The organism is Kitasatospora sp. NPDC018619, from assembly GCF_044391605.1.
Lineage (GTDB): Bacteria > Actinomycetota > Actinomycetes > Streptomycetales > Streptomycetaceae > Kitasatospora.
The window spans coordinates 193,238-213,601 of record NZ_JBISAI010000007.1; the positions used below are offsets into that span (position 1 = coordinate 193,238).

Annotated in this window: 18 protein-coding genes and 1 pseudogene; 8 read left to right on the forward strand and 11 right to left on the reverse strand. The window is 74.8% G+C overall.

Annotated features, from left to right (window positions below; translation table 11 throughout):
• Positions 1-33 precede the first annotated feature (33 nt).
• The 4 genes from ACH5AR_RS13520 to zapE form a co-directional block, all read right to left on the reverse strand.
• The gene (locus ACH5AR_RS13520; RefSeq protein WP_396301533.1) at positions 34-1,014 is read right to left on the reverse strand and encodes a TerC family protein; all 981 of its coding nucleotides are present in this window, start codon (positions 1,012-1,014) and stop codon (positions 34-36) included.
• A gap of 199 nt (positions 1,015-1,213) precedes the next feature.
• On the reverse strand, positions 1,214-1,792 hold the full coding sequence (locus ACH5AR_RS13525) for a TerD family protein (protein ID WP_396301534.1): 579 nt from the start codon (positions 1,790-1,792) through the stop codon (positions 1,214-1,216).
• A 246-nt stretch (positions 1,793-2,038) separates the two neighbouring features.
• The gene (gene uvrB / locus ACH5AR_RS13530; RefSeq protein WP_396301535.1) at positions 2,039-4,129 is read right to left on the reverse strand and encodes an excinuclease ABC subunit UvrB; all 2,091 of its coding nucleotides are present in this window, start codon (positions 4,127-4,129) and stop codon (positions 2,039-2,041) included.
• Positions 4,130-4,165: 36 nt separating this feature from the next.
• The gene (gene zapE / locus ACH5AR_RS13535) at positions 4,166-5,248 is read right to left on the reverse strand and encodes a cell division protein ZapE (protein ID WP_396301536.1); all 1,083 of its coding nucleotides are present in this window, start codon (positions 5,246-5,248) and stop codon (positions 4,166-4,168) included.
• Between the two features lie 86 nt (positions 5,249-5,334).
• On the opposite strand from zapE, the gene ACH5AR_RS13540 reads away from it, so the two are divergent.
• From ACH5AR_RS13540 to msrB, 4 genes are all read left to right on the forward strand, one after another.
• Positions 5,335-6,120: a pyrimidine reductase family protein gene (locus tag ACH5AR_RS13540; RefSeq protein ID WP_396301537.1), complete on the forward strand. Its 786-nt coding sequence runs from the start codon at positions 5,335-5,337 to the stop codon at positions 6,118-6,120.
• Positions 6,121-6,176: 56 nt separating this feature from the next.
• A complete protein-coding gene (locus tag ACH5AR_RS13545) occupies positions 6,177-6,638 on the forward strand; it encodes an indole-3-glycerol phosphate synthase (RefSeq protein WP_396301538.1) in 462 nt (153 codons plus the stop codon).
• A 111-nt stretch (positions 6,639-6,749) separates the two neighbouring features.
• Positions 6,750-8,159, forward strand: a complete 1,410-nt coding sequence (gene murC / locus ACH5AR_RS13550; RefSeq protein WP_396301539.1) for a UDP-N-acetylmuramate--L-alanine ligase — start codon at positions 6,750-6,752, stop codon at positions 8,157-8,159.
• Between the two features lie 39 nt (positions 8,160-8,198).
• Complete coding sequence (gene msrB / locus ACH5AR_RS13555) at positions 8,199-8,603, forward strand: peptide-methionine (R)-S-oxide reductase MsrB (protein ID WP_396301540.1); 405 nt, start codon at positions 8,199-8,201, stop codon at positions 8,601-8,603.
• A 70-nt stretch (positions 8,604-8,673) separates the two neighbouring features.
• Here msrB and ACH5AR_RS13560 read toward each other — a convergent pair whose 3' ends face one another.
• From ACH5AR_RS13560 to ACH5AR_RS13590, 7 genes are all read right to left on the reverse strand, one after another.
• The gene (locus ACH5AR_RS13560) at positions 8,674-9,867 is read right to left on the reverse strand and encodes a cytochrome P450 (RefSeq protein WP_396301541.1); all 1,194 of its coding nucleotides are present in this window, start codon (positions 9,865-9,867) and stop codon (positions 8,674-8,676) included.
• Positions 9,864-10,466: a GTP-binding protein gene (locus tag ACH5AR_RS13565; RefSeq protein WP_396301671.1), complete on the reverse strand. Its 603-nt coding sequence runs from the start codon at positions 10,464-10,466 to the stop codon at positions 9,864-9,866. The genes ACH5AR_RS13560 and ACH5AR_RS13565 overlap by 4 nt, the downstream gene beginning before the upstream one ends.
• A gap of 70 nt (positions 10,467-10,536) precedes the next feature.
• Positions 10,537-10,887 carry a DUF742 domain-containing protein gene (locus ACH5AR_RS13570; protein ID WP_396301542.1) on the reverse strand — a complete coding sequence of 117 codons (351 nt, stop codon included), beginning with the start codon at positions 10,885-10,887 and terminating at the stop codon, positions 10,537-10,539.
• Positions 10,884-11,315, reverse strand: coding sequence for a roadblock/LC7 domain-containing protein (locus ACH5AR_RS13575; RefSeq protein ID WP_396301543.1), 432 nt, complete (start codon positions 11,313-11,315; stop codon positions 10,884-10,886). The genes ACH5AR_RS13570 and ACH5AR_RS13575 overlap by 4 nt, the downstream gene beginning before the upstream one ends.
• Positions 11,312-13,234 (reverse strand): ATP-binding protein, encoded by a 1,923-nt coding sequence (locus ACH5AR_RS13580; RefSeq protein WP_396301544.1) that lies wholly within the window; start codon positions 13,232-13,234, stop codon positions 11,312-11,314. The genes ACH5AR_RS13575 and ACH5AR_RS13580 overlap by 4 nt, the downstream gene beginning before the upstream one ends.
• A 108-nt stretch (positions 13,235-13,342) precedes the next feature.
• A complete protein-coding gene (locus ACH5AR_RS13585) occupies positions 13,343-14,353 on the reverse strand; it encodes an MBL fold metallo-hydrolase (RefSeq protein WP_396301545.1) in 1,011 nt (336 codons plus the stop codon).
• Positions 14,354-14,548: 195 nt separating this feature from the next.
• The gene (locus ACH5AR_RS13590; protein WP_396301546.1) at positions 14,549-15,484 is read right to left on the reverse strand and encodes a GNAT family N-acetyltransferase; all 936 of its coding nucleotides are present in this window, start codon (positions 15,482-15,484) and stop codon (positions 14,549-14,551) included.
• Between the two features lie 292 nt (positions 15,485-15,776).
• On the opposite strand from ACH5AR_RS13590, the pseudogene ACH5AR_RS13595 reads away from it, so the two are divergent.
• The 4 genes and pseudogenes from ACH5AR_RS13595 to ACH5AR_RS13610 all read left to right on the forward strand — a co-directional run bounded on the left by ACH5AR_RS13595 (position 15,777) and on the right by ACH5AR_RS13610 (position 20,265).
• Positions 15,777-17,122, forward strand: a pseudogene (locus tag ACH5AR_RS13595) (DUF692 domain-containing protein).
• 84 nt (positions 17,123-17,206) lie between these two features.
• Entirely contained in the window at positions 17,207-18,271 is a 1,065-nt protein-coding gene (locus ACH5AR_RS13600) for a TIGR04222 domain-containing membrane protein (RefSeq protein ID WP_396301547.1), read from the forward strand.
• Positions 18,272-18,289: 18 nt separating this feature from the next.
• Positions 18,290-19,390: a TIGR04222 domain-containing membrane protein gene (locus ACH5AR_RS13605; RefSeq protein ID WP_396301548.1), complete on the forward strand. Its 1,101-nt coding sequence runs from the start codon at positions 18,290-18,292 to the stop codon at positions 19,388-19,390.
• A gap of 92 nt (positions 19,391-19,482) precedes the next feature.
• Complete coding sequence (locus ACH5AR_RS13610; RefSeq protein ID WP_396301549.1) at positions 19,483-20,265, forward strand: TIGR04222 domain-containing membrane protein; 783 nt, start codon at positions 19,483-19,485, stop codon at positions 20,263-20,265.
• Positions 20,266-20,364 lie beyond the last annotated feature (99 nt).

Consider the following 20,364-nt stretch of genomic DNA (forward strand, 5'->3'; position numbering starts at 1 on the left):
GCGGTCGCGGGGCCCCGGCACGGGCGCGGCGGCTCAGGCGTCGAGCGTCTCGCGCTCGTCCTGCCCGGCCTTCTTGGCGGCCCGCAGGCTGGTGACGGTGGTGATCGCCAGCACCACCACGATGAAGCCCAGCGAGAACGGGATGCCGATCTCCGGGGCCCAGGTGGCGCCCGCCTCGTGCGCGGCGTGCAGCACCAGCTTCAGGCCGATGAAGCCGAGGATCACCGACAGCCCGTACGACAGGTGGACCAGCTTCTTCAGCAGCCCGCCGATCAGGAAGTACAGCTGGCGCAGCCCCATCAGCGCGAAGGCGTTGGCGGTGAAGACGATGTACGGGTCCTGGGTGAGGCCGAAGATGGCCGGGATCGAGTCCAGCGCGAACAGCACGTCCGTGGTGCCGATCGCCAGCATCACCACCAGCATCGGGGTGATCAGCCGGCGGCCGTCCTCCCGGACGAGCAGCCTGGTGCCGCGGTAGTCCTCGGTGGCCGGGAAGCGGCGGGTGATCGCCTTGAGGACGCGGTTCTCCTCGAACTCCTCCTCGCCCTCCTCCTCGGCCCGGGCCTCCTTGATCAGCTTCCAGGCCGTCCAGACCAGGAACGCGCCGAAGACGAAGAACACCCAGGAGAACTCGGAGACCAGCGCGGCGCCGCCGGCGATGAACACCGCCCGGAGGACCAGCGCGATGATCACACCGAACATCAGCACGCGCTGCTGGTAGATCCTGGGCACCGCGAACTTGCCCATGATCAGGATGAACACGAAGAGGTTGTCGACACTGAGCGACTTCTCGGTGATGTAGCCCGCGAAGAACTCGCCCGCCGGCTGCCCGCCGGAGTGCCACCAGAGGAAACCGCCGAAGAGCACCGCGAGGGCGACCCAGACGGCCGTCCAGATCCCGGCCTCCTTGATCGAGACCTCGTGCGGCTTGCGCCCTCCGATGAAGAAGTCGGCCACGACCAGTGCGATCAGCACCAGGATCGTGGAGACCCACAGGGTTACGGAAACGTCCACTACTGCTCCTCCGGCAGGTAGGCGAGACAGTCATCGTCACTGCCGGAGGTCTCTTCCGCCCGTCGGGCCAGCGCCCCGGGGTGCCGCGACGGGCACCCGTGATGACGGGGTCGGCTGTCGAGGAATACTCCCCTCCGCTGCCCCGAGAGTAACAGGAAGCCCAAGGGAAGGTAAAGAAGGTAAAGGACGTCGCTCCCCGCTACAGGAACGGCTCGATCGCCGGCAGCAGGTCCTGGAAGGTGCGCCCCTTGGCCGGGGCGCCGATCGCCTGCATCTCCCAGCCGCCGTCGCCGTCCCGGACCACCTTGGCCATGATCTGCCCGGTGTGCGGCCCGCCGCCCGCCAGCTCGTAGCGGGCCAGCTCCAGCCCGGTGGACTCGTCCACCAGCCGGCAGTGCGCCCGCTGCACCTCGGCGAAGGTCTGCCCGGTGTACGAGCTGACCGTGAACACCACCTGGGTGATGTTCACCGGCACGTGCACCAGGTCGACCAGGATCGCCTCGTCGTCCTCGGCCCCCGAGCCGCCCTCCAGGTTGTCGCCGGTGTGCCGCACGGAGCCGTCGTTGCTCTCCAGGTGCGAGAAGAACACCACGTCGGACGGGGTCTTCTCGGCGTACAGCAGCGCCGAGGCGTCCAGGTCGATCTTCCGCGTCCGGCTGCCGAACAGCCCGCGCTTGGGGGCGGCCCGCCAGCCGAGGCCCATCCGGACCACGGTCAGGGCGCTGCCCTGCCCCTTCTGGAGGCTGACCCGCTGCCCCTTGGCCAGGTTCACCGACACGGCGTTGTCCTCTCTGCCGGCCGCGCGGTCGCTGCCGCACGGCTCCCCGATGGAACACCCCGTCGCCGTCCCCCGGCTGAGGCCCCCTCTGTGACGGCCCGCCACCCCGTCCCCGGGGCACGATGCCGCAGGCCAGCCTAGGGCCTGCGGCACCCGCGACTCCTCCGGGTTACCCGGTTTGTGGCGAGTCTGAGACACCGCGGGGCTTGACCGGTGCCGAACCGGCCAAGCCCCGCCCCGTAGGCCTCAGGCCACACCGGCCTCGCGCATCTGCCGCAGCTCCTTCTTCAGCTCCTTCACCTCGTCGCGCAGCCGGGCCGCGACCTCGAACTGGAGGTCGGCGGCGGCCGTGTGCATCCGGTCGGTCATCTCCTGGATCAGATCCGCCAGCTCGGCGGCCGGCAGCGACCTGGCCGGCTTGCGCTCCGCCCCCAGGGCCGGCACCGGGGCCTTGGCCCTGCCGGACCCGCGGTACCCGGTGGAGAGCAGCTCGCCGGTGTCCACGTCCTCGCGGGCGAGGGTGTCCAGGATGTCGCCGATCTTCTTGCGCAGCGGCTGCGGGTCGATACCGTGCTCCTGGTTGTAGGCCTGCTGCACGGCCCGGCGGCGGTTGGTCTCGTCGATGGCCTTCTCCATCGCGGGGGTGATCCGGTCCGCGTACATGTGGACCTGGCCGGAGACGTTGCGCGCCGCGCGGCCGATCGTCTGGATCAGCGAGGTGCCGGAGCGCAGGAAGCCCTCCTTGTCCGCGTCGAGGATCGCCACCAGCGACACCTCGGGCAGGTCCAGGCCCTCGCGCAGCAGGTTGATGCCGACCAGCACGTCGAACCGGCCCGCCCGCAGCTCGCGCAGCAGCTCCACCCGGCGCAGCGTGTCCACGTCGCTGTGCAGGTACCGGACCCGGATGTCCAGGCCGAGCATGTAGTCGGTGAGGTCCTCGGCCATCTTCTTGGTCAGCGTGGTGACCAGGACGCGCTCGTCGCGCTCGACCCGCCGGCGGACCTCGTGCACCAGGTCGTCGATCTGGCCCTCGGTCGGCTTGACGATCACCTCGGGGTCGATCAGGCCGGTCGGTCGGATGATCTGCTCGACCTGGCCGTCCCCGCGCGACAGCTCGTACGGGCCGGGCGTCGCCGACAGGTAGACGGTCTGGCCGATCCGCTCCAGGAACTCCTCCCACTTCAGCGGGCGGTTGTCCATCGCGGAGGGCAGCCGGAAGCCGTGCTCGACCAGGGTGCGCTTGCGCGAGGCGTCGCCCTCGTACATCGCGCCGATCTGCGGGACGGTGACGTGCGACTCGTCGATGACCAGGAGGAAGTCCTCCGGGAAGTAGTCGAGCAGGGTGTTCGGCGGGGAGCCGGGCTCGCGGCCGTCGAAGTGCATCGAGTAGTTCTCGACGCCCGAGCAGGTGCCGATCTGGCGCAGCATCTCGATGTCGTAGGTGGTGCGCATCCGCAGCCGCTGGGCCTCCAGCAGCTTGCCCTGCTTCTCCAGCCGGGCGAGCGTCTGCGCCAGCTCCGCCTCGATGCCGTTGATCGCGCGCTCCATGCGCTCGGGGCCGGCCACGTAGTGCGAGGCGGGGAAGACGTAGACCGAGTCGTCCTGGCTGATGATCTCGCCGGTGAGCGGGTGCAGGGTGTAGAGCGCCTCGATCTCGTCCCCGAACATCTCGATCCGGACGGCGAGCTCCTCGTAGACCGGGAAGATCTCGACGGTGTCGCCGCGGACCCGGAAGGTGCCGCGGGTGAAGGCCATGTCGTTGCGGGCGTACTGGATGTCGACGAAGCGGCGCAGCAGGTCGTCCCGGTCGATCTCCTGGCCGACCCTGAGCTGCACCATCCGGTCCACGTACTCCTGCGGGGTGCCGAGGCCGTAGATGCAGGAGACCGAGGCGACCACGACCACGTCCCGCCGGGTGAGCAGCGAGTTGGTCGCCGAGTGGCGCAGCCGCTCGACCTCCTCGTTGATCGAGGAGTCCTTCTCGATGTAGGTGTCCGTCTGCGGGACGTACGCCTCGGGCTGGTAGTAGTCGTAGTACGAGACGAAGTACTCGACCGCGTTGTTCGGCAGCAGCTCGCGGAACTCGTTGGCGAGCTGCGCGGCCAGCGTCTTGTTCGGCGCCATCACCAGGGTGGGCCGCTGCAGCTTCTCGATCATCCAGGCCGTGGTGGCCGACTTGCCGGTGCCGGTGGCACCGAGCAGCACGACGTCCTTCTCCCCTCCCCTGATCCGCCGTTCCAGCTCGGCGATCGCCGCCGGCTGGTCGCCGTTCGGCTGGAAGGGGCTGACGACCTCGAAGGGCGCCACGGACCGCTCAATACTCGTGATGGGACGCACCACTCAACGGTACGACCCACCACCGACAAGCGGGGCCTAGCCGGCGCTGTCCCGGGCGAGGGCGACCAGGCGGGAGACGGCCCGCAGGTACTTCTTGCGGTAGCCGCCGCGGAGCATCTCCTCGGGGAAGACCTGGTCGAAGGGCAGGCCGGAGGCGGTGATCGGCAGCTCGCGGTCGTACATCCGGTCGGCGAGCACGACCAGGCGCAGCGCGGTGGACTGGTCGTCGATCTGCCGCACGCCGCGCAGGCAGACCGCGGCCACGTCGTCCAGCAGCGCGCCGTAGCGGCTGGGGTGGACGGCGGAGAGGTGGCCGAGCAGGGCGTCGAAGTCGTCCAGGGAGGCGCCGGGGGTGCGGGCCGCGGCGGCCTCGACGGCCTCGTCGGAGTACGGCGGCGGGGCGTCCGGCAGGCCGCGGTGGCGGTAGTCCTGGCCGTCGATCCGCATCGGGCGGAAGTGCGCGGACAGGCCCTGGATCTCGCGCAGGAAGTCGGCGGCGGCGAAGCGGCCCTCGCCGAGCTTCTCCGGCAGGGTGTTCGAGGTGGCGCAGAGCTTCACGCCGTTGTCGACGAGCCGGCCGAGCAGGGTGGAGACCAGCACGGTGTCGCCCGGGTCGTCCAGCTCGAACTCGTCGATGCAGAGCAGGGTGTGCCCGGAGAGGGTCTGCACGGCCTGCTGGAAGCCCAGCGCGCCGACCAGGTTGGTCAGCTCGACGAAGGTGCCGAAGGCCTTGGGCCCGGGGGCGGCGTGCCAGAGCGAGGCGAGCAGGTGGGTCTTGCCGACGCCGTAGCCGCCGTCGAGGTAGACCCCGGCCGGGCCGGCGGGCGCAGGGGCGGAGCGGCGGAACCAGCCGCGCTTGGGCGCGGAACCGTTTCCCCTGCCGAGGGTGGCCGCGAACTGCTCCAGGACCTGGACGGCCTCGTACTGGCTCGGCTGGGCCGGGTCCGGGATGTACGTCCCGAAGCTCACGTCGGCGAACCGGGGCGGCGGGACCATCTCGGCGACCAGCCGCTCGGCGGGCACGACGGGACGGCGGTCGGTGAGCGCGATCGGCGCGCCGGACGCGGGTGCGCCGGCTATCGGCTCGGGCGCGGTGGCGGGGTGGGAGGCTGCGGGCACATCAGTAGAGGGTACGCCTGCCCGGTACGCCGTCCGCACGACCCGCGGTCCGGGGCCGCCGCGGCCCGCGGTGGAAGACTGGGGGCATGCAACAGTTGATCAGCCCGCTGGGTGCGCGGCCCGCCGATCCGGCCGCACTGGAATCGCTCGCCGCCGTCTACGCGTACCCCGAACAGGTGAATCAGGGGCGCCCCTGGCTGCGCGCCAACATGGTGTCCGGCCTGGACGGCGGGGCCAGGGTGGACGGGCTGTCCGAGGGCCTCTCCGGGGATGGCGACAAGCGGATCTTCGGGGTGCTGCGGGCCCTGGCGGACGTGGTAGTGGTGGGCGCGGAGACGGTCCGTGCCGAGGGCTACCGGCCGGCCCGGGCCCGTGGGCAGTTCGCGGCGGCCCGCGCGGCGGCGGGCCAGGCGCCCGCCCCGGCGATCGCCGTGGTGACCCGCTCGCTCCAGCTGGACCTGACCGCGCCGCTGTTCACCGAACCGCTGGTCAGGACGGTGGTGATCACCACCGAGGACGCCTCGGCGGAGCGCCGCCGGGCGGTCGCCGAGGTGGCCGACCTGGTGGTCGCCGGCACCGGCTCGGTGGACCTGCGGGCGGGCCTGGCGGCCCTGGCCGAGCGGGGCTGGACGCGGCAGCTGACCGAGGGCGGCCCGCGCCTGCTGGGGCAGCTCGCGGCGGACGGCCTGCTGGACGAGCTGTGCCTCTCGCTGGCGCCGCTGGTCACGGGCGGCGACGCGCCGCGCATCCTGCACGATGCCCGAATGCCGGACGTGCAGCGGATGCGGCTGGTCTCATTGATCGAGCAGAAAGGATTCCTCTTCACCCGCTACCTGCGCCACCCGGGTTCGGATGACCCCGTGACCCCCTGATCGTGATCCCGTTATGCGATGCCGGGGCCCGGGGCCGGCCACTGGAAGGGACTCACGTGTTCAAGACCGTACTGATGATCGAAAAGGCTCTCTCCGACGCGGACGTGGAACTCGTCACCACGCTCCACGGCGAGGAGGAGGTGTCCTTCGTCGTCCTGATGCAGCCGCGCGGCAAGCAGGACGAGCTGCTGCGGGCGCTCGACGACGTCGCCCTCGGCCACCTCGACAAGGTGGTGCACGAGCACGACGAGTCCGAGAGCACCCCGACCGTGGCCACCGAGTCGCTGGAGCACAGCCTGCGCCACCTGCGCGCGGCCGGTGCCGAGGCGGTGGGCGAGCTGGTCGAGGAGAAGCCGCTGGACCGGCTGCGCGCGGTGGTCGGGGAGCAGCGGGCGGACGAGGTGGTGGTGCTCACCTCGCCGCACTTCGTGGAGGAGTTCTTCCACCGCGACTGGGCCTCCCAGGCCCGGCACAAGGTGGGGGTCCCGGTGCTCAGGCTCTTCGCCAGCGACTCCTAGCCTGCCGCGCCGGTGGTGCAGAATCGTCCTTGCGGTCCGCCCGCGAGGACGATTCCGTCTTCCCGTCCCGTCCGCCCGCCCTGTCTGCCCCCGCCCGTACGGAGCCACGCCTTGAACGACGCCGCGCACGACCTGCACGCCCCGCACTTCATCGGCATCGGCGGCGCCGGGATGTCCGGCCTGGCGAAGATCCTCGCCGTGCGCGGGGCCAGCGTCTCGGGCAGCGACTCCAAGGAGTCCGAGACCGTCCTGGCGCTGCGCGCCCTCGGCGCCACCGTGCACGTCGGCCACGCCGCCGAGCACGTGCCGGACGGCACCAGCAGCGTCGTCGTCTCCAGCGCGATCCGCACCGACAACCCGGAGCTGGTCGCCGCCCACGAGCGCGGCATCCCGGTGGTGCACCGCTCCGACGCGCTGGCCGCGCTGATGGGCGGCCGCCGGGCGCTGGCGGTGGCCGGCACCCACGGCAAGACCACCACCACCAGCATGCTCGCCGTCGCCCTCGGCGAGCTGGGCCTGGACCCGTCCTACGCGATCGGCGGCGACCTCGACGCGCCCGGCTCCAACGCCCACCACGGCACCGGCGGGATCTTCGTCGCCGAGGCGGACGAGAGCGACCGCAGCTTCCACAAGTACGCGCCCGAGGTGGCGATCGTGCTCAACGTGGAGCTGGACCACCACGCCAACTACGCCTCGATCGAGGAGATCTACGAGTCCTTCGAGACCTTCGTCGGCCGGATCGTCCCCGGCGGCACCCTGGTGGTCTCGGCCGACCACGACGGCGCCCGCGAGCTCACCGCCCGGGTGGCCGGCCGCGCGGGCCTGAACGTGGTGACGGTCGGCTCCGCCGAGGACGCCGACCTGCGGGTGCTCTCGGTGGTCGCCCGCGGCATGACCAGCGAGGTCACCGTGCTGCTGGACGGCGCCGAGCTGGCCTTCACCGTCTCGGTGCCCGGCCGGCACTACGCCCACAACGCGGTGGCCGCGCTGGCCGCCGGCGTCGCGCTGGGCGTCCCGGCCGCCGACCTGGCCAAGGCCCTCGGCGCCTACACCGGTGTGCGCCGGCGCCTCCAGCTCAAGGGCGAGGCCGGCGGGGTCCAGGTGGTCGACTCCTACGCCCACCACCCCACCGAGATGGCCGCCGACCTGGAGGCGATCCGCGACGGCCTGACCGGCGACGGCCGGGTGCTGGTGGTCTTCCAGCCGCACCTGTTCAGCCGCACCCAGCAGCTCTCCGAGGAGATGGGCCGGGCCCTGGCGCTGGCCGACGCCTCGGTGGTGCTGGACATCTACCCGGCCCGCGAGGACCCGATCCCCGGCGTGACCAGCGAGCTGATCGTCGACGCGGCCCGCCGGGCCGGCGCCGAGGTCCTCGCCGAGCACTCGTTCGCCGCCGCCCCCGCCGTCCTGGCCGGCCTCGCCCGCCCGGGCGACCTGCTGCTCACCATGGGCGCGGGCGACGTCACCAACCTCGGACCGGAAATCCTCCGGCACCTCGCGAACGTTGCCTCCAACGTCTGACGTCCGTCCGTCCGACGTCCACCGCGACCGGGAGCCGTGATGAGCTACGAGATCGAGAAGACCGAGGCCGAGTGGCGCGCCCAGCTCAGCCCCGAGGAGTACCACGTGCTCCGCGAGGCGGGCACCGAGCGCCCGTTCACCGGCGAGTACACCGACACCAAGACCGTCGGCGTCTACAGCTGCCGGGCCTGCGGGGCCGAGCTGTTCAGCTCCGAGACCAAGTTCGACAGCCACTGCGGCTGGCCGTCCTACTACGCGCCGCTGGCCGGGGACCGGGTCCAGTACATCGAGGACACCTCGCTCGGCATGCGCCGGGTCGAGGTCCGCTGCGCCCGCTGCGGCGGGCACCTCGGGCACGTCTTCGAGGGCGAGGGCTACGGCACCCCGACCGACCAGCGCTACTGCATCAACAGCGTCTCGCTGACGCTGAAGCCGGCCGAGTAGCACCGGCCGAGCGGCACGGGGCCCGGACCGGCGTCCGGGCCCCGTGCCGTCTCCACCGGCCGGGGCCGGGCTACCCCTCCACCGGCTGGAAGCGGACCGGCAGGTGCATCAGGGCGCGGTGGAACGGGCCCGGGCGCCAGAGCAGGTCCTCGGCCGGGGTGGACAGTTCGAGGTCGCTGAGGCGGCTGCCCAGCTGCTCGATGGCGGTGATCGAGATCAGCAGGGCCGGGTCCCGCGCCGGGCAGGCGTGCGGGCCGGCCGCCCAGGCCAGGTGGGCGCTCTCGCCGCTGCGCAGCCCGCCGTCGTCGGTGGGGGGCGCGGCCTGGGAGTTGGCGGCCGCGTACGAGACCAGGACCAGCGTGCCCGCCTTGATCTCCCGGCCGTGGAAGGTGATGTCGTACCGCGGGTAGTGGGCCGAGAGGTTGGCCATCGGCGGCTCGTGCCAGAGCACCTCGTCGATCGCCTGGTGGGCGGTCATCGCCCCGCCGAACAGCGAGCCGGCGTAGCGGGCGTCGGTGAGCAGCCGCAGCAGGGCGTTGCCGATCAGGTTGGTGGTCGGCTCGTGCCCGGCGATCAGGGTCAGGGTGATCTGCCGGATCACCTCGTCGTCGTCCAGCCCGACCGGGTGGGTGACGTACATGGAGGTGAGGTCGTGCCGGGGGCGCGCGCGGCGCTCGGCGACCATCGCGGTGACCACCGCCACGAGCTTGCCGTACGAGGCGCCGGCGCCCGCGGTGGACTCGATCAGCCCGGTGATCGCGTCCACCACCTCCTCCCGCTGCTCCTGCGGCACGCCGAACCAGGTGGTGAGCGCGAAGGCGGGCAGTCGGCGGGCGTACTCGGCGATCAGGTCGGCGTGCCCGACGGCGGCGAAGCGGTCGATCAGCCGGTGCGCGGTCTCGGCGACCTGCCGCTGGAGCCGGTGCGGCTCGAACATCGCCAGGGCGTCGGTGATCACCGCCCGGTAGCGCGCGTGCGTCTCGCCGTCGCTGAACAGCGCCGTCGGCCGGTAGCCGAGCACCGGCAGCAGCGGGGAGTCCGCCGGGACGGTCCGCTGCCAGGCCCGGGAGTCCTTGGAGAAGGTGTCGGTGTCGCGCAGCAGGTCCAGCGCGGCCTGGTAGTCGGTGACCAGCAGGGCCTCGACGCCTGGCGCGATCTCCACCGGGGCGACCGCGCCGTGCCGCCGCAGCCGCTCGTAGACCGACTGGGGGTCGGCGGCGAAGACCGGGCCGTGGATCGGGGTCGGGCGGGACTCGACGGTCACGGCTGCTCCGGGGTGGCGACGGGGGCGGCGACGGGGGCGGCGACGGGGGCGGCGGGGGCCGCGGGGGCGGCGGGCAGGGCGTCCAGGACGTGCTCGGCCAGCGCGATCAGCGCGTCCAGGCTGCTCTCCCGCTCGCGGGCGTCGCAGAGCAGCAGCGGGGTGGCGGCGTGCAGGTCCAGGTGGGTGCGCAGCACCTCGACCGGGTGCTCCGGTGCGTCCGGGAAGCGGTTGACGGCGACGGCGTACGGCAGGCCCTGCTCCTCGACCATGTCCATGATCTCGAAGGAGTCGGCCAGCCGGCGGGTGTCGGCGAGCACCAGGGCGCCCACCGCGCCGCGGGCGATGTCCTGCCAGAGCGGGAAGAAGCGGCGCTGGCCGGGGGTGCCGAACATGTAGAGCACCACGTTGCCGGGCAGGGTGAGCCGGCCGAAGTCGACGGCGACGGTGGTGGTCGACTTGCCGGGCACGCCGGCCAGGTCGTCCACCGGGCGGCCGGTCTCCGTCATCGCCTCCTCGGTGTGCAGGGTGGCGATCTCGGAGAGGGTGCGGATGAGGGTGGTCTTGCCGACCCCGAACGGGCCGGCCACCACCAGCTTCATCAGCGTCTGGTCCTGGTCGGGCAGGTAGCCCACCCTGCTCTGGTCTTCCGGGTCCGGCCGGGCGGCCGGGTCACCGGAGCGCGCGGAGTCCAACGAGGAGCCTCTCGACGATGGTGCGGTCGGTCTGCTGGGCTCGCGGGATCGGCGCGCGGGCGTGCAGGCAGCCCGCCTCGACCAGATCGGCCGCGAGGAAGACGGTGGCGCTCACCGGCAGGCTCAGGTGCGCGGCGGCCTCCACCACGGTCAGCGCGCCGGGGCGCAGTAGTTCCCAGAGCCGGCGGTGCTCGGGTTCCAGCGCGTCCGGCGGGTCGGCGCGGTCGGCGAACAGCACGGTCAGCCGTTCGAAGCCCTTGGTGCCGGGGCGGGTGCGGCCGCCGGTGGCCAGGTAGGCGGGCACCATCCGCCTGCGGGGGGCGGTCATGACCGCCCGTCGTCGTCCTGCCGCCGGGTCGGGCTCGCGAGCGCGCGGCCGAGGGCGGCGACCTGAAGCTGCATCTGGTAGGCCACGTTGCCGAGTTGGGCGTCCGGCGTGGTGAACACGGCGAGCGAGGTGTTCTCCCCGGCGGGCACCACGACGGCGTAGCCGAGGTCGGACTCCACCACGGTCTGGGCCAGCCGGGGCCGCTCGGCGTCGGTGAACGCGGTGGTGAAGGCCCGGGCGGCGGCGTGCACGGTGGCGGTCATCGCGGCGACCCGCTCGGCCGAGGCGCGCTCCAGGCCGTCCGAGGCGCCCTCGACCAGGCCGTCCCCGGTGGCGACGACCGCGTGCAGCACCCCCGGCAGCTCCAGCAGCGGGGTCAGCACCCACGAGATCTCGTCGGTGGCGGTCGGGCTGGGCGTGCTGCTCACTGCTCGGCTCCTTCTGAGGTCGGACCGGTGCTCTGGTCACCGGGGTCGCGGTCGGCGGGGGTGGCGCCGGGGGTGGTGCCGCCGGGAGCTGTGCCGCCGGGGGCGGTGGGCGCCGTACCGGTGCCGGCGCCGCCCGTGGTGCCGCCGGTGCCGCCGCCGCGGGCGGCCTCCTCGCGCTCGGCCCGGGCGACGGCGGCCCGGCCGGAGTCGGTGCCCTGCTGCAACGCCTGCCAGTGCGCGGCGGCCTGCTCGGGGGTACGGGCGGTGGCGGGAGCGCGCTTCGGCTCGGACACCCGCTCGGTGGCCGGCCGCTCGGCGGGCGGCTGCCCGGCGAGTGGCGGACGGCGGCGGCGCCGGGTGGGCAGGCCGGTGCCGTCGTCGGCCACCGGCGCCTCCGTCGCGGGGGCGTCCGCCGCGGGTGCCTCCGCGGCCGGGGCCTGCCCCGCCGGCCCGTCCTGCCCCGCCGGCCCGTCCTGCCCGGCCGGGTCGGGCACCACGCGGATGGCCGGGGCCGGGTGCGGGCCGGGCCGGTCGTGGCGGTCGGCGAGCTGCGGGAAGTCCCGCTCGTCCGCGTCGCGCATCGGCGGGACGGCCGCGACGGGGGGCGCCGGGGCCGGGCCCGCGCCGGCCCGCAGCGGCAGCGGGGTGAGCACCGACAGCGGCTGCGCGTCGTCCACGACGGTCACCAGCGCGGCCGGGATGCGCAGGATGGTCCGCATGCCGCCGTACGGCGAGGGCTCGATGTGGCAGGAGAAGCCGTACTGGCGGGCCAGCTTGCCGATCACCGCGAACCCGGTCTTGGGCGGGTTGCCGAGCTCGGTGAGCAGCATGTCGGGCGGGCCGGCCAGCAGGCGGCGGGCGCGCCGCAGCTGGTCCTCGTCCATGCCGATGCCGCTGTCGTCGATGATCACCAGCGCGCCGCGGCCGCCCTGCTGGACGGTGACCGGGACGTCCGTCTCCGGGTGGGAGTAGGCGGTGGCGTTGGCCAGCAGCTCGGCGATGGTGACGGCGATCGGCTCGGCGGCCCGGGCGACCACGGCGAGGCGCTGCTCGCGCAGGTGGTTGGCGACCTTGATCCGGGCGTAGCCGGGCACCCGGGAGAGCGCTCCGACGACCACCTCGGCGAGCGGTGAGTCGGTGCGGGCCAGGCCCGGCCAGGCCTCGCAGAGCACCGCGACCGTCTGGATCCGGCGCAGCGCGACCTCGTTGCGGAAGTCGACCTCCAGCAGCCGGGGGTCGTCGTTCTCGTGCTGGAGCTGCTGGACCAGGCTCTGGATCTGGTACAGCAGCGTCTGGATCCGGGAGGTGGCGCCGCGCATGGCGGCGCGGGCGGCGGCGTCCACCCGCTCGCGCTCGTCGGTGAGGGCGGCCTGGGTGGCGTCCAGGACGGTCTGCAGCGCCCGGACGGCCTCGGGGCCGACGGCCTGCGGGTCCAGCGGGCCGACCAGCGGGGCGTTGCCGTGGGTGAGCCGTACGGCGGTCGCGGCGACCCGCTCCTGGGCGAGGTGGCCGATCTCGGCGAGCAGCGCGGCGCCCCGCGCCTCGGCGGCGGCGAGCGCGGCCTCGGCCCGCTCGGCCCGGGCGGTCGCGGCGGCGCCCTGCTGCAGGGTCTCCCGGACGGTGTCCTGCGCCTGCCGGGCCGTCTCCTGGGCCTCGCGGACGCTGGTCTCGGCGGCCCGGGTGCGCTCCTCCGCCCGCCCGGCCTCCTCGGCGGAGCGCCGGGCGGCCTCCTGCGCCTCGCGCTGCTGCTGCTCCGCGCGGGCGAGCCTGCCCTCGGCGGCCCGGGCGCGTTCCTCGCCCCGGCCGAGCGCGGCCTCGGCGGCCGTCGCCCGGGCGACGGCGAGGGCCCGGCCGCGGGCGAGCACGGCCGCGACCACGGCGGCGACCAGCGCCACGGCGATCAGCGCGATCTGCGTCATCGGAGTCCTCGGGGTGCGTGCGGGGTGCGTGCGGGGTGGACCGGGTGGTGCGCCGCCTGACGGGGGCTCGGTGCGGGTTCGGTGCGAGGGGTCCGGTACGGGGCGGGGTCAGCGCCGGACGGGGCGCGGCCGCTGGGCGCGGGCCGCGTCCTCGGCCAGCTCCCGGGCCACCAGGGCGACCTGGCCCATGGCCTCCAGGACGCCCGGGGCCGCCGAGCCGTCCAGGTGTCGGTACTCGGCCGCGACGGTGAGCACCAGCCGCTCGGGCAGGCCGAGTTCGGGGTGGCGCTGCTCGGCGATCACCCGCCGGGCGGCGTCCAGCGCGGGTATCCCGGCGGCGTGCAGGGCGTGGGCGCGCTCGCGGACGTAGGCGAGGTAGCCGATGTGCTCCCGCACGCCCTCGCGGTCGAGCACCGGGCCGTGGCCCGGCACGAAGATCTCCGCACCGGTGGCGAGGGCCCGCTCGCAGGCGCCGATGACGTTCTCCAGCGGTCCGGCCCAGTGCGAGGGGTGGTCGCCGGGCTGCTCGGGCGTCGAGGAGAAGATCACGTCGCCGGTGAACACCGCGCGCTGGTGCGGGAGGTGGACCATCAGGTCGCCGCCGGTGTGGGCGGCGGGCAGGCTGGTGATCTGCACCGGGTGGCGGCCGACGGTCAGCTCCAGCTCGCCGGTGAAGACGGTGTCGGGGCGCACCGGCTCGGTGCTGGACCAGTCGAACGCCCCGAAGTGCTCCTTGAGGTAGCCGCCGAGCGGCGAGTCCGGATCGCTGTTGACGACCAGCGCGTGCTGCTGCTGCGGGCTGGGCTCCCAGTGGATGTGCTCCAGCGCCTCGCGGGTGGCGATCACCTCGGCGTCCGGCAGCACCCCGGCGCCCCACAGGTGGTCCCCGTTGGCGTGGGTGACGACCACCCGGTCGATCCCGACCCCGTCCGGCAGCAGCCGCCGGCTCGCGGCGAGGAACTCCTCGGCCATCGAGGGGTCGTACGGCGTGTCGATCCAGAGCGCGGTGGTCTCCGAGGCCAGCAGCCCGCAGTTGGCCAGGCCCCAGCCCCGCTTGGGCGGGAGCCACACGTACAGGTCCTCGGCAATCGCGCTCACGTTCGCACGGCTGATCGTCATGTGCGCGATTATGCCCATGCTGTGACAGGGGTGGAGCAAAACCATTACGGTTCAAGCCACTTCGCGCCCGAAGCGGCCCGACCTGTCCCGATTCGTCCGGCATGGTCTGGACCACATCTGGCCGAAGTGGCCCGCACCCGGCCCCGGGACGCCGGGGCCCCCGGGCGCGGGAGCACCGGTCAGGGCGTCAGGGCGTCAGACGTCCCGCTCCGTCGGCCGCTCCAGCCGCTTGATCCCCTTGCGCTCCCCCGCACAGCGCTCGTACCCCAGCCAGGCGTTGATCGCCAGCATCGGCCCGTTGGTCGTGTCGTTGCTGGTGTACGCGTACCGGTGACCCGCCGCCGCGGCGAGCCGCAGGGACTCCAGCTTGGCCGACTTGGTCAGCCCCCGGCCGCGGAACTCCCGGTGGCAGGCGGTGAACGCGGACCAGTAACGGTCCACCCCGTCGGTCTGCGCCATGCTGAACGCGACGGGGCGGCCGTCCACCGCCGCGACGACGCTCAGCGCCAGGTCGCGGTCCGGGCGGCCCCAGTCGTCGCGCAGCCAGTCCTCGTACGTGAGGGCGTCCATCGGCACCTCGCTGCCGGGCTCGTCCCGGACGGCGTCCGCATCGACCAGGAACACCGGGTACGGGTCGGCCGCCCAGTCCGCGGCCGGGCGCAGTTCGACGCCGGCCGGCCGCGCGGGCTCCGGCGGCAGCGGCAGCGCCAGGTCCCGGCCGGCGAAGTGCATGGCGCGGCCGAGCCGGTAGCCGCGGTCGGTGGCGAAGGCCAGCGACGCGGGCTCGTCGTCCAGCCAGGTGTGCAGCTCCGTCACCCCGTGCGCGGCCAGGTGCCGCTCGGCCGCGGCCAGCAGCGCGGTGGCCGCGCCGCGCCGCCGGAAGCCGGGCAGCACGCTGCCGTTGGCGTGGCCGACGCCCTCGGTCGTCGTCCCGAGCACCACGCCGCAGCGCACCGCACCGACCACCCGGCCGTCCAGCTCGGCGACGAAGATGCGGAAGTGCTCGGCGGGGCTCGGCCGGGCGGCCAGCCACAGCAGGGCCTCGGCGGAGAGCACCAGGTGCTCGCGCCCGGCCCGGTGGGCGGCGGCCACGGCCTCGGCGTCCTCGGGGCGGAAGTCACGGACCGTCACGGCGGAAGTATGCGAAGGAGTCATGGGTTCCCACGCTAGCCGCGCCCGCCCGCCCGGCGCCTCCGGTTTTCCGGCGGCCCGGGCCCGGCCCGGCTCCTCGGGGTGCGGGTCCTCGGGACCCACGTCCCTGACGGTCCGGGCGGCATGCTCAAATAATGCTCTGAGAAGACCGGGTGAGGCTTGGCAGCCGTCACGCCCGGGGACATTCTCGGCACCACGGCCGCCCGGCCCCGGCGACGACGCCGCACCGGCCGACGGCCCTCCCACCCGGCCCTCCGAAGGGGGCGAACCGATGACATCCCCTGCCCTGGGCACCGCGCCCCGGCCGGCCCCGCCGCGCCTGGGCGTCGGCCTCGGCTGGCGCAGCGAGATCGACACCGTGGTCGAGCGCCAACCCGGCCTGGACTGGGTCGAGGTGGTCGCCGAGAACGTCTGCGCCGACCACCTGCCCACCTCCCTGACCGTGCTGCGCGAACGCGGCGTGACCGTCGTCCCGCACGGCGTCGGCCTCGGCCTCGGCGGCGCCGACCTGCCCGACCCCGACCGCCTCGCCCGCCTCGCCGGGGTCGCGACGGCGCTCGGCTCCCCGCTGGTGACCGAACACCTGGCGTTCGTCCGGGCCGGCGGCCTGGAGGCCGGCCACCTGCTGCCCGTCCCCCGCACCCGGGACTCGCTGCGGGTGATCGCCGAGAACGTCCGGATCGCCCGGGAGCAGTTGCCGGTGCCGCTCGCCCTGGAGAACGTCGCCGCCCAACTCGCCTGGCCGGACGACGAGTTCACCGAGGGCGAGTTCCTCGCCGAGCTGGTCGAGCGGACCGGCGTCCGGCTGCTGGTCGACGTCGCCAACCTGCACACCAACCGGGTCAACCTCGGCCTCGACCCGGCCGCCGAGCTCGACCGGCTGCCGCTGGAGGCGCTCGCCTACGTGCACGTCGCGGGCGGCACCCTGGTCGACGGCGTCTGGCACGACACCCACGCCCACCCCGTCACCGAGCCGGTGCTGGAGGTGCTCGCCGAGCTGTGCGCCCGCACCGACCCGCCCGGGGTGCTGCTGGAGCGCGACGCCAACTTCCCGCCGCCCAGCGAGCTGGCCGGGGAACTGGACGCCGTCCGCCGGGTGCTGGAGGGGAGCACCCGGTGACGGCCGACACCACGGCGCGGGAGGCCGCCGCCGACCAGGGCAGCGCCGACCCGGCCGGCACCACCCCGAACCCCGCCGACCGGGCCGCCGCCGACCAGGACCTCGCCGCCGCCCGGCGGCGCCTGGCCCGGCGCCAGGAGGAGCTGCTGGCCGCCCTGGTGGCCGGCGGCCCCGTCCCGCCCGGCTTCGACCAGCGCCAGGTCCGCGCCCAGTCCACCGGCCTCGCCGCCAAGCGGCGGGACACCACCGCCAGGGTGGCCCCGGAGCTGCCCCGCGCGCTCGGGGAGCAGTACGGCCCGCTCTTCCTGCGCTACGCCCGCTCCCATCCGCAGACCGGCGGCTACCACGCCGACGCCCGGGCCTTCGCCCGGTGGGTGCTCACCGACGGCGGCCCGCTCGCCGCCGACCGCCGCCGGGCCCTGGAGCAGTGGCTCCACCCGGCACCCGTACGGCCTCCGGGCCCGCTCGCCCGCCTGCGCCGGGCGCTGCGCCGCTAGGCCGCCCCGGGACGCGCGTCCCGCGTCCCGACCCACCGGGCCTCCCGGCCCCGCCGAACCGTCACCACCTCGGGGGAACCGCCCATGTGGCACAACAGCTACTTCACCGTCCCGGCCGTCCTGCTGCTGGCCGCCGCCCTCCACGCCTCCCTGACCCGCCAGGCCGTCGGCCGGGTCCGGTACGCCAAAGGCCTGCCGGGCCGCGGCCTGCCGCTGCTCGACACGGCCTTCCTGTCCGGCGGCCCGGGGCGGGTCTTCGACACCGCCCTGGTCCGGATGCACCTGGGCGAGCAGGCCGTGATCAGCCGCTCCGGCCTGGTGACGCTCACCGGCGCCAAGCCGTACGACGCCGTCGACCAGGCCGTCCAGGACGCCGTCGGCCCGACCGGCAGCCGCGAGCTCGGCCCGCTGCGCCGCGCCGTGATGCGCTCCGCCGCCGTCCAGGAGATCGGCGACCGGCTGGCCGACCGCGGCCTGCTGCGCCGCCCCGAGCGGCTGCGCCGGGCCCGCACCGCCCGCCGGCTGCTCTGGCTCGCGCTGCTCCTCGTCGTCGCCTCGGCGGTGGCCGCCCTGCTGCTGGACGACGGCGCCGCCGGCCACGAGCGCCCGAACCTCTGGATACCGGGCGTCCTCCTCGTGGTGGGCTTCGTCTCGCTGCTCGCCACCCCGCCGATGAGGAGCCGGATCACCCCGGCCGGGGAGCGCCAGCTCTCCCTGATGCAGGGCCGCCCGTGGAAGCCCAACGCCGGGATGCCGCCCCGGCTGGCCGGCGGAGCGCTGCTGGGCGCGCTCGCCCTCGGCGGCCTGGCCGCCGCCGGGCTGGAGGACCAGGAGCTCCAGGCCGCGATGCTGGCCGCCTCGGCCGAGGAGGAGGCCGTCCGGCAGGCGGCCGCCGCGAACGCCGCCGGGTCGTCCTCCTCGTCCTCGTCCGGCTCCTCCTGCTCCTCCGGTTCGGACGGCGGCTCCGCGGCCTGGTGCGGCTCCTCCGACTCCGGCTCCTCCGGTTCCGGCTGCGGCTCCTCCGGCTGCGGGTCGTCCTCGTCGGGGTGCGGCTCCTCGTCCTCCTCCGGCTGCGGGTCCTCCTCGTCGAGCTGCGGCTCCTCGTCCTCCAGTTGCGGATCGAGCTGCGGCGGCGGCTGCGGCTCCTGAGACCCCCGGCAGGCTCGCATGTGGCAGAACGCGTACGTCCTGGTCGCGGCCGTCCCGTCGGCGGCGGGGATCTGCGCGGCCGTCTGGACCAGGCGGCGGGTCAGCCCCGCCGAACGCCCGGTCGGGGCCGAGCTCTCCCCGCACGACATCGCCTTCCTGGCCGGAGGGCCCGGGCGGGTCGTCGACACCTCGTTGGTCCGGTCGTACCTGGCGGAGCGGCTGGTGCTCAGCCGCGACGGCCGCGTCACCGTCACCATCAGCGCCGCCAGCCAGCGGCCGGACGACTACCTGGACGCGGTGGTCTTCGGCCGGGCCGAGCGGGCCGGCAACATCAACTACCGGTTCCTGCGCCGCGGGGCGATGGGCCACCACGGCGTCCGGGCCGTCGGCACCGGGCTCGCCGAGCGCGGGCTGCTGCACCACCTCGAACGGCTGCCCGCGGCCCGGACGGCCCGCCGGTTCCTCGGCTGGACCCTGCCGCCCCTCGCGCTGGCCGTCCTGCTCGCCGTCCTGCTGGACGGCGGGCGCCCGGACCGGCCCGCCGTGGCCACGGCCCTGGCCCTGCTCGCCGCCGGAGCGGCCGCCCTGGCGGCCACCCGGCCGCCCCGGGAGCTGCTCGCCGCGGCCGGGCGGCGCCGGCTCGCCGAACTGCGCGGCCACCTGCCGCGGCGGCCGGGCGAGGCCCCTGGCTCCCCGACCGGCCCGGACTCCCCGGCGGGCGAGGACTCCCCGGCGGCCCAAGACCCCCCGACGACCCAGGGCTCCCCGACGAACGCGGACGAGCTGCTCCTGGCGATCGCCCTCGACGGCCCGGCCGACGCGCCGCCGGAGCTGCTGCCCCCGGAGTTCCGCACGGTGCTGGTCTCCGAGGCCGAGGAGGCCGACCGGCTCGTGGCCCGGGACCGCGCCCGCCACCGCGCCCGCCGCTCCACCCGCTCGACCCGCTCCACCGCGTCCGCCACCGGCGGCGCCGGCCTCTCCGGCTGGGCCTCCTGCGGCGGATCCACCTCCTGGTGCGGCTCCCCCGGCTCCGCCTCCTGCTCCTCGGGCGGCGGCTCCACCTCCCACGGCTGCGGCTCGTCGGGCGGCTGCGGGTCGAGCTGCGGCGGCGGTTCCTGACCCCGCGCCCCCGCCCGTCGGACGTCACAGTTCGGTATCGCGCACCGGGAACACGTTCCGCCCGCCGTCGGCGCAGGCATAGAACATGGCCCATGTGGTTGCTGTTCCTCATACCGGCCTGTGTCGCGGCGGTCCTGTCCTGCGTCCGGCTGGTCCGGATGACCGCCACCGCCGACGCCCTCGCCGGCCAGGACGGCCTGCGGCCGCCCGAAGCCGTCGGCATCGGCCTGTACGAGACCGCCTACCTGGCCGGCGGCCCGGACCGGGTCGTCGAACTCGCCCTCGTCCTGATGGCCGGCCGCGGACGGCTGCACCTCGCGCACACCGGCTGGACCACCGTGGTCGACCCCAGGGGCCGCAGCCGCCTGGAGCGGGCGGTCGTCGCCACCGTCGGCCCCGGGGGCCAGTGCCGGACGGACGAGCTGCGCCGGGCGATGGCCGAGCACCCCACCGTGCTGGAGATCGGCGCCCGGCTCGCGCTCGCGGGCCTGGCCACCCCGGCCCTGGTGCAGCGCAACACCGTGGTGGTGATCCGGCAGGTCCGGCACGCGCTGCTGCTGGCCCTCGTCCTGCTGGCCGCCTCGCTGGCCCTCGACGGCTTCACCGGCGGTGACACCCTCGCCCCGCTCGCCTGGTTCTCGCTGCCGCTGGTGCTCACCTCGGGCACCCTGCTGATGGCCCGGGTCGACGTCTACCCGTACACCCGCTGGGCCTCCCCGATCGGCCAGGAGGTGCTGCGCGAGGTCCGCCCGGCCCGCCAGCGCGGCCTGGCCGACGACGAGGAGCGCGAGCTGCTCACCGCCGTCGCAATGAACGGCCCGGCCGCCCTGCCCGACGCCCGCCTGCGCGCCGCCCTGCGCCCGCACCGCGGCTGAGGCCCGCACCGCGGCTGAGCCCGCGCGGGCCGCGGCGGGCTCCGTCCACCCGGACGCCGGAGGCCGGCTCCCCCCGAGGGGAAGCCGGCCTCCGGCAGG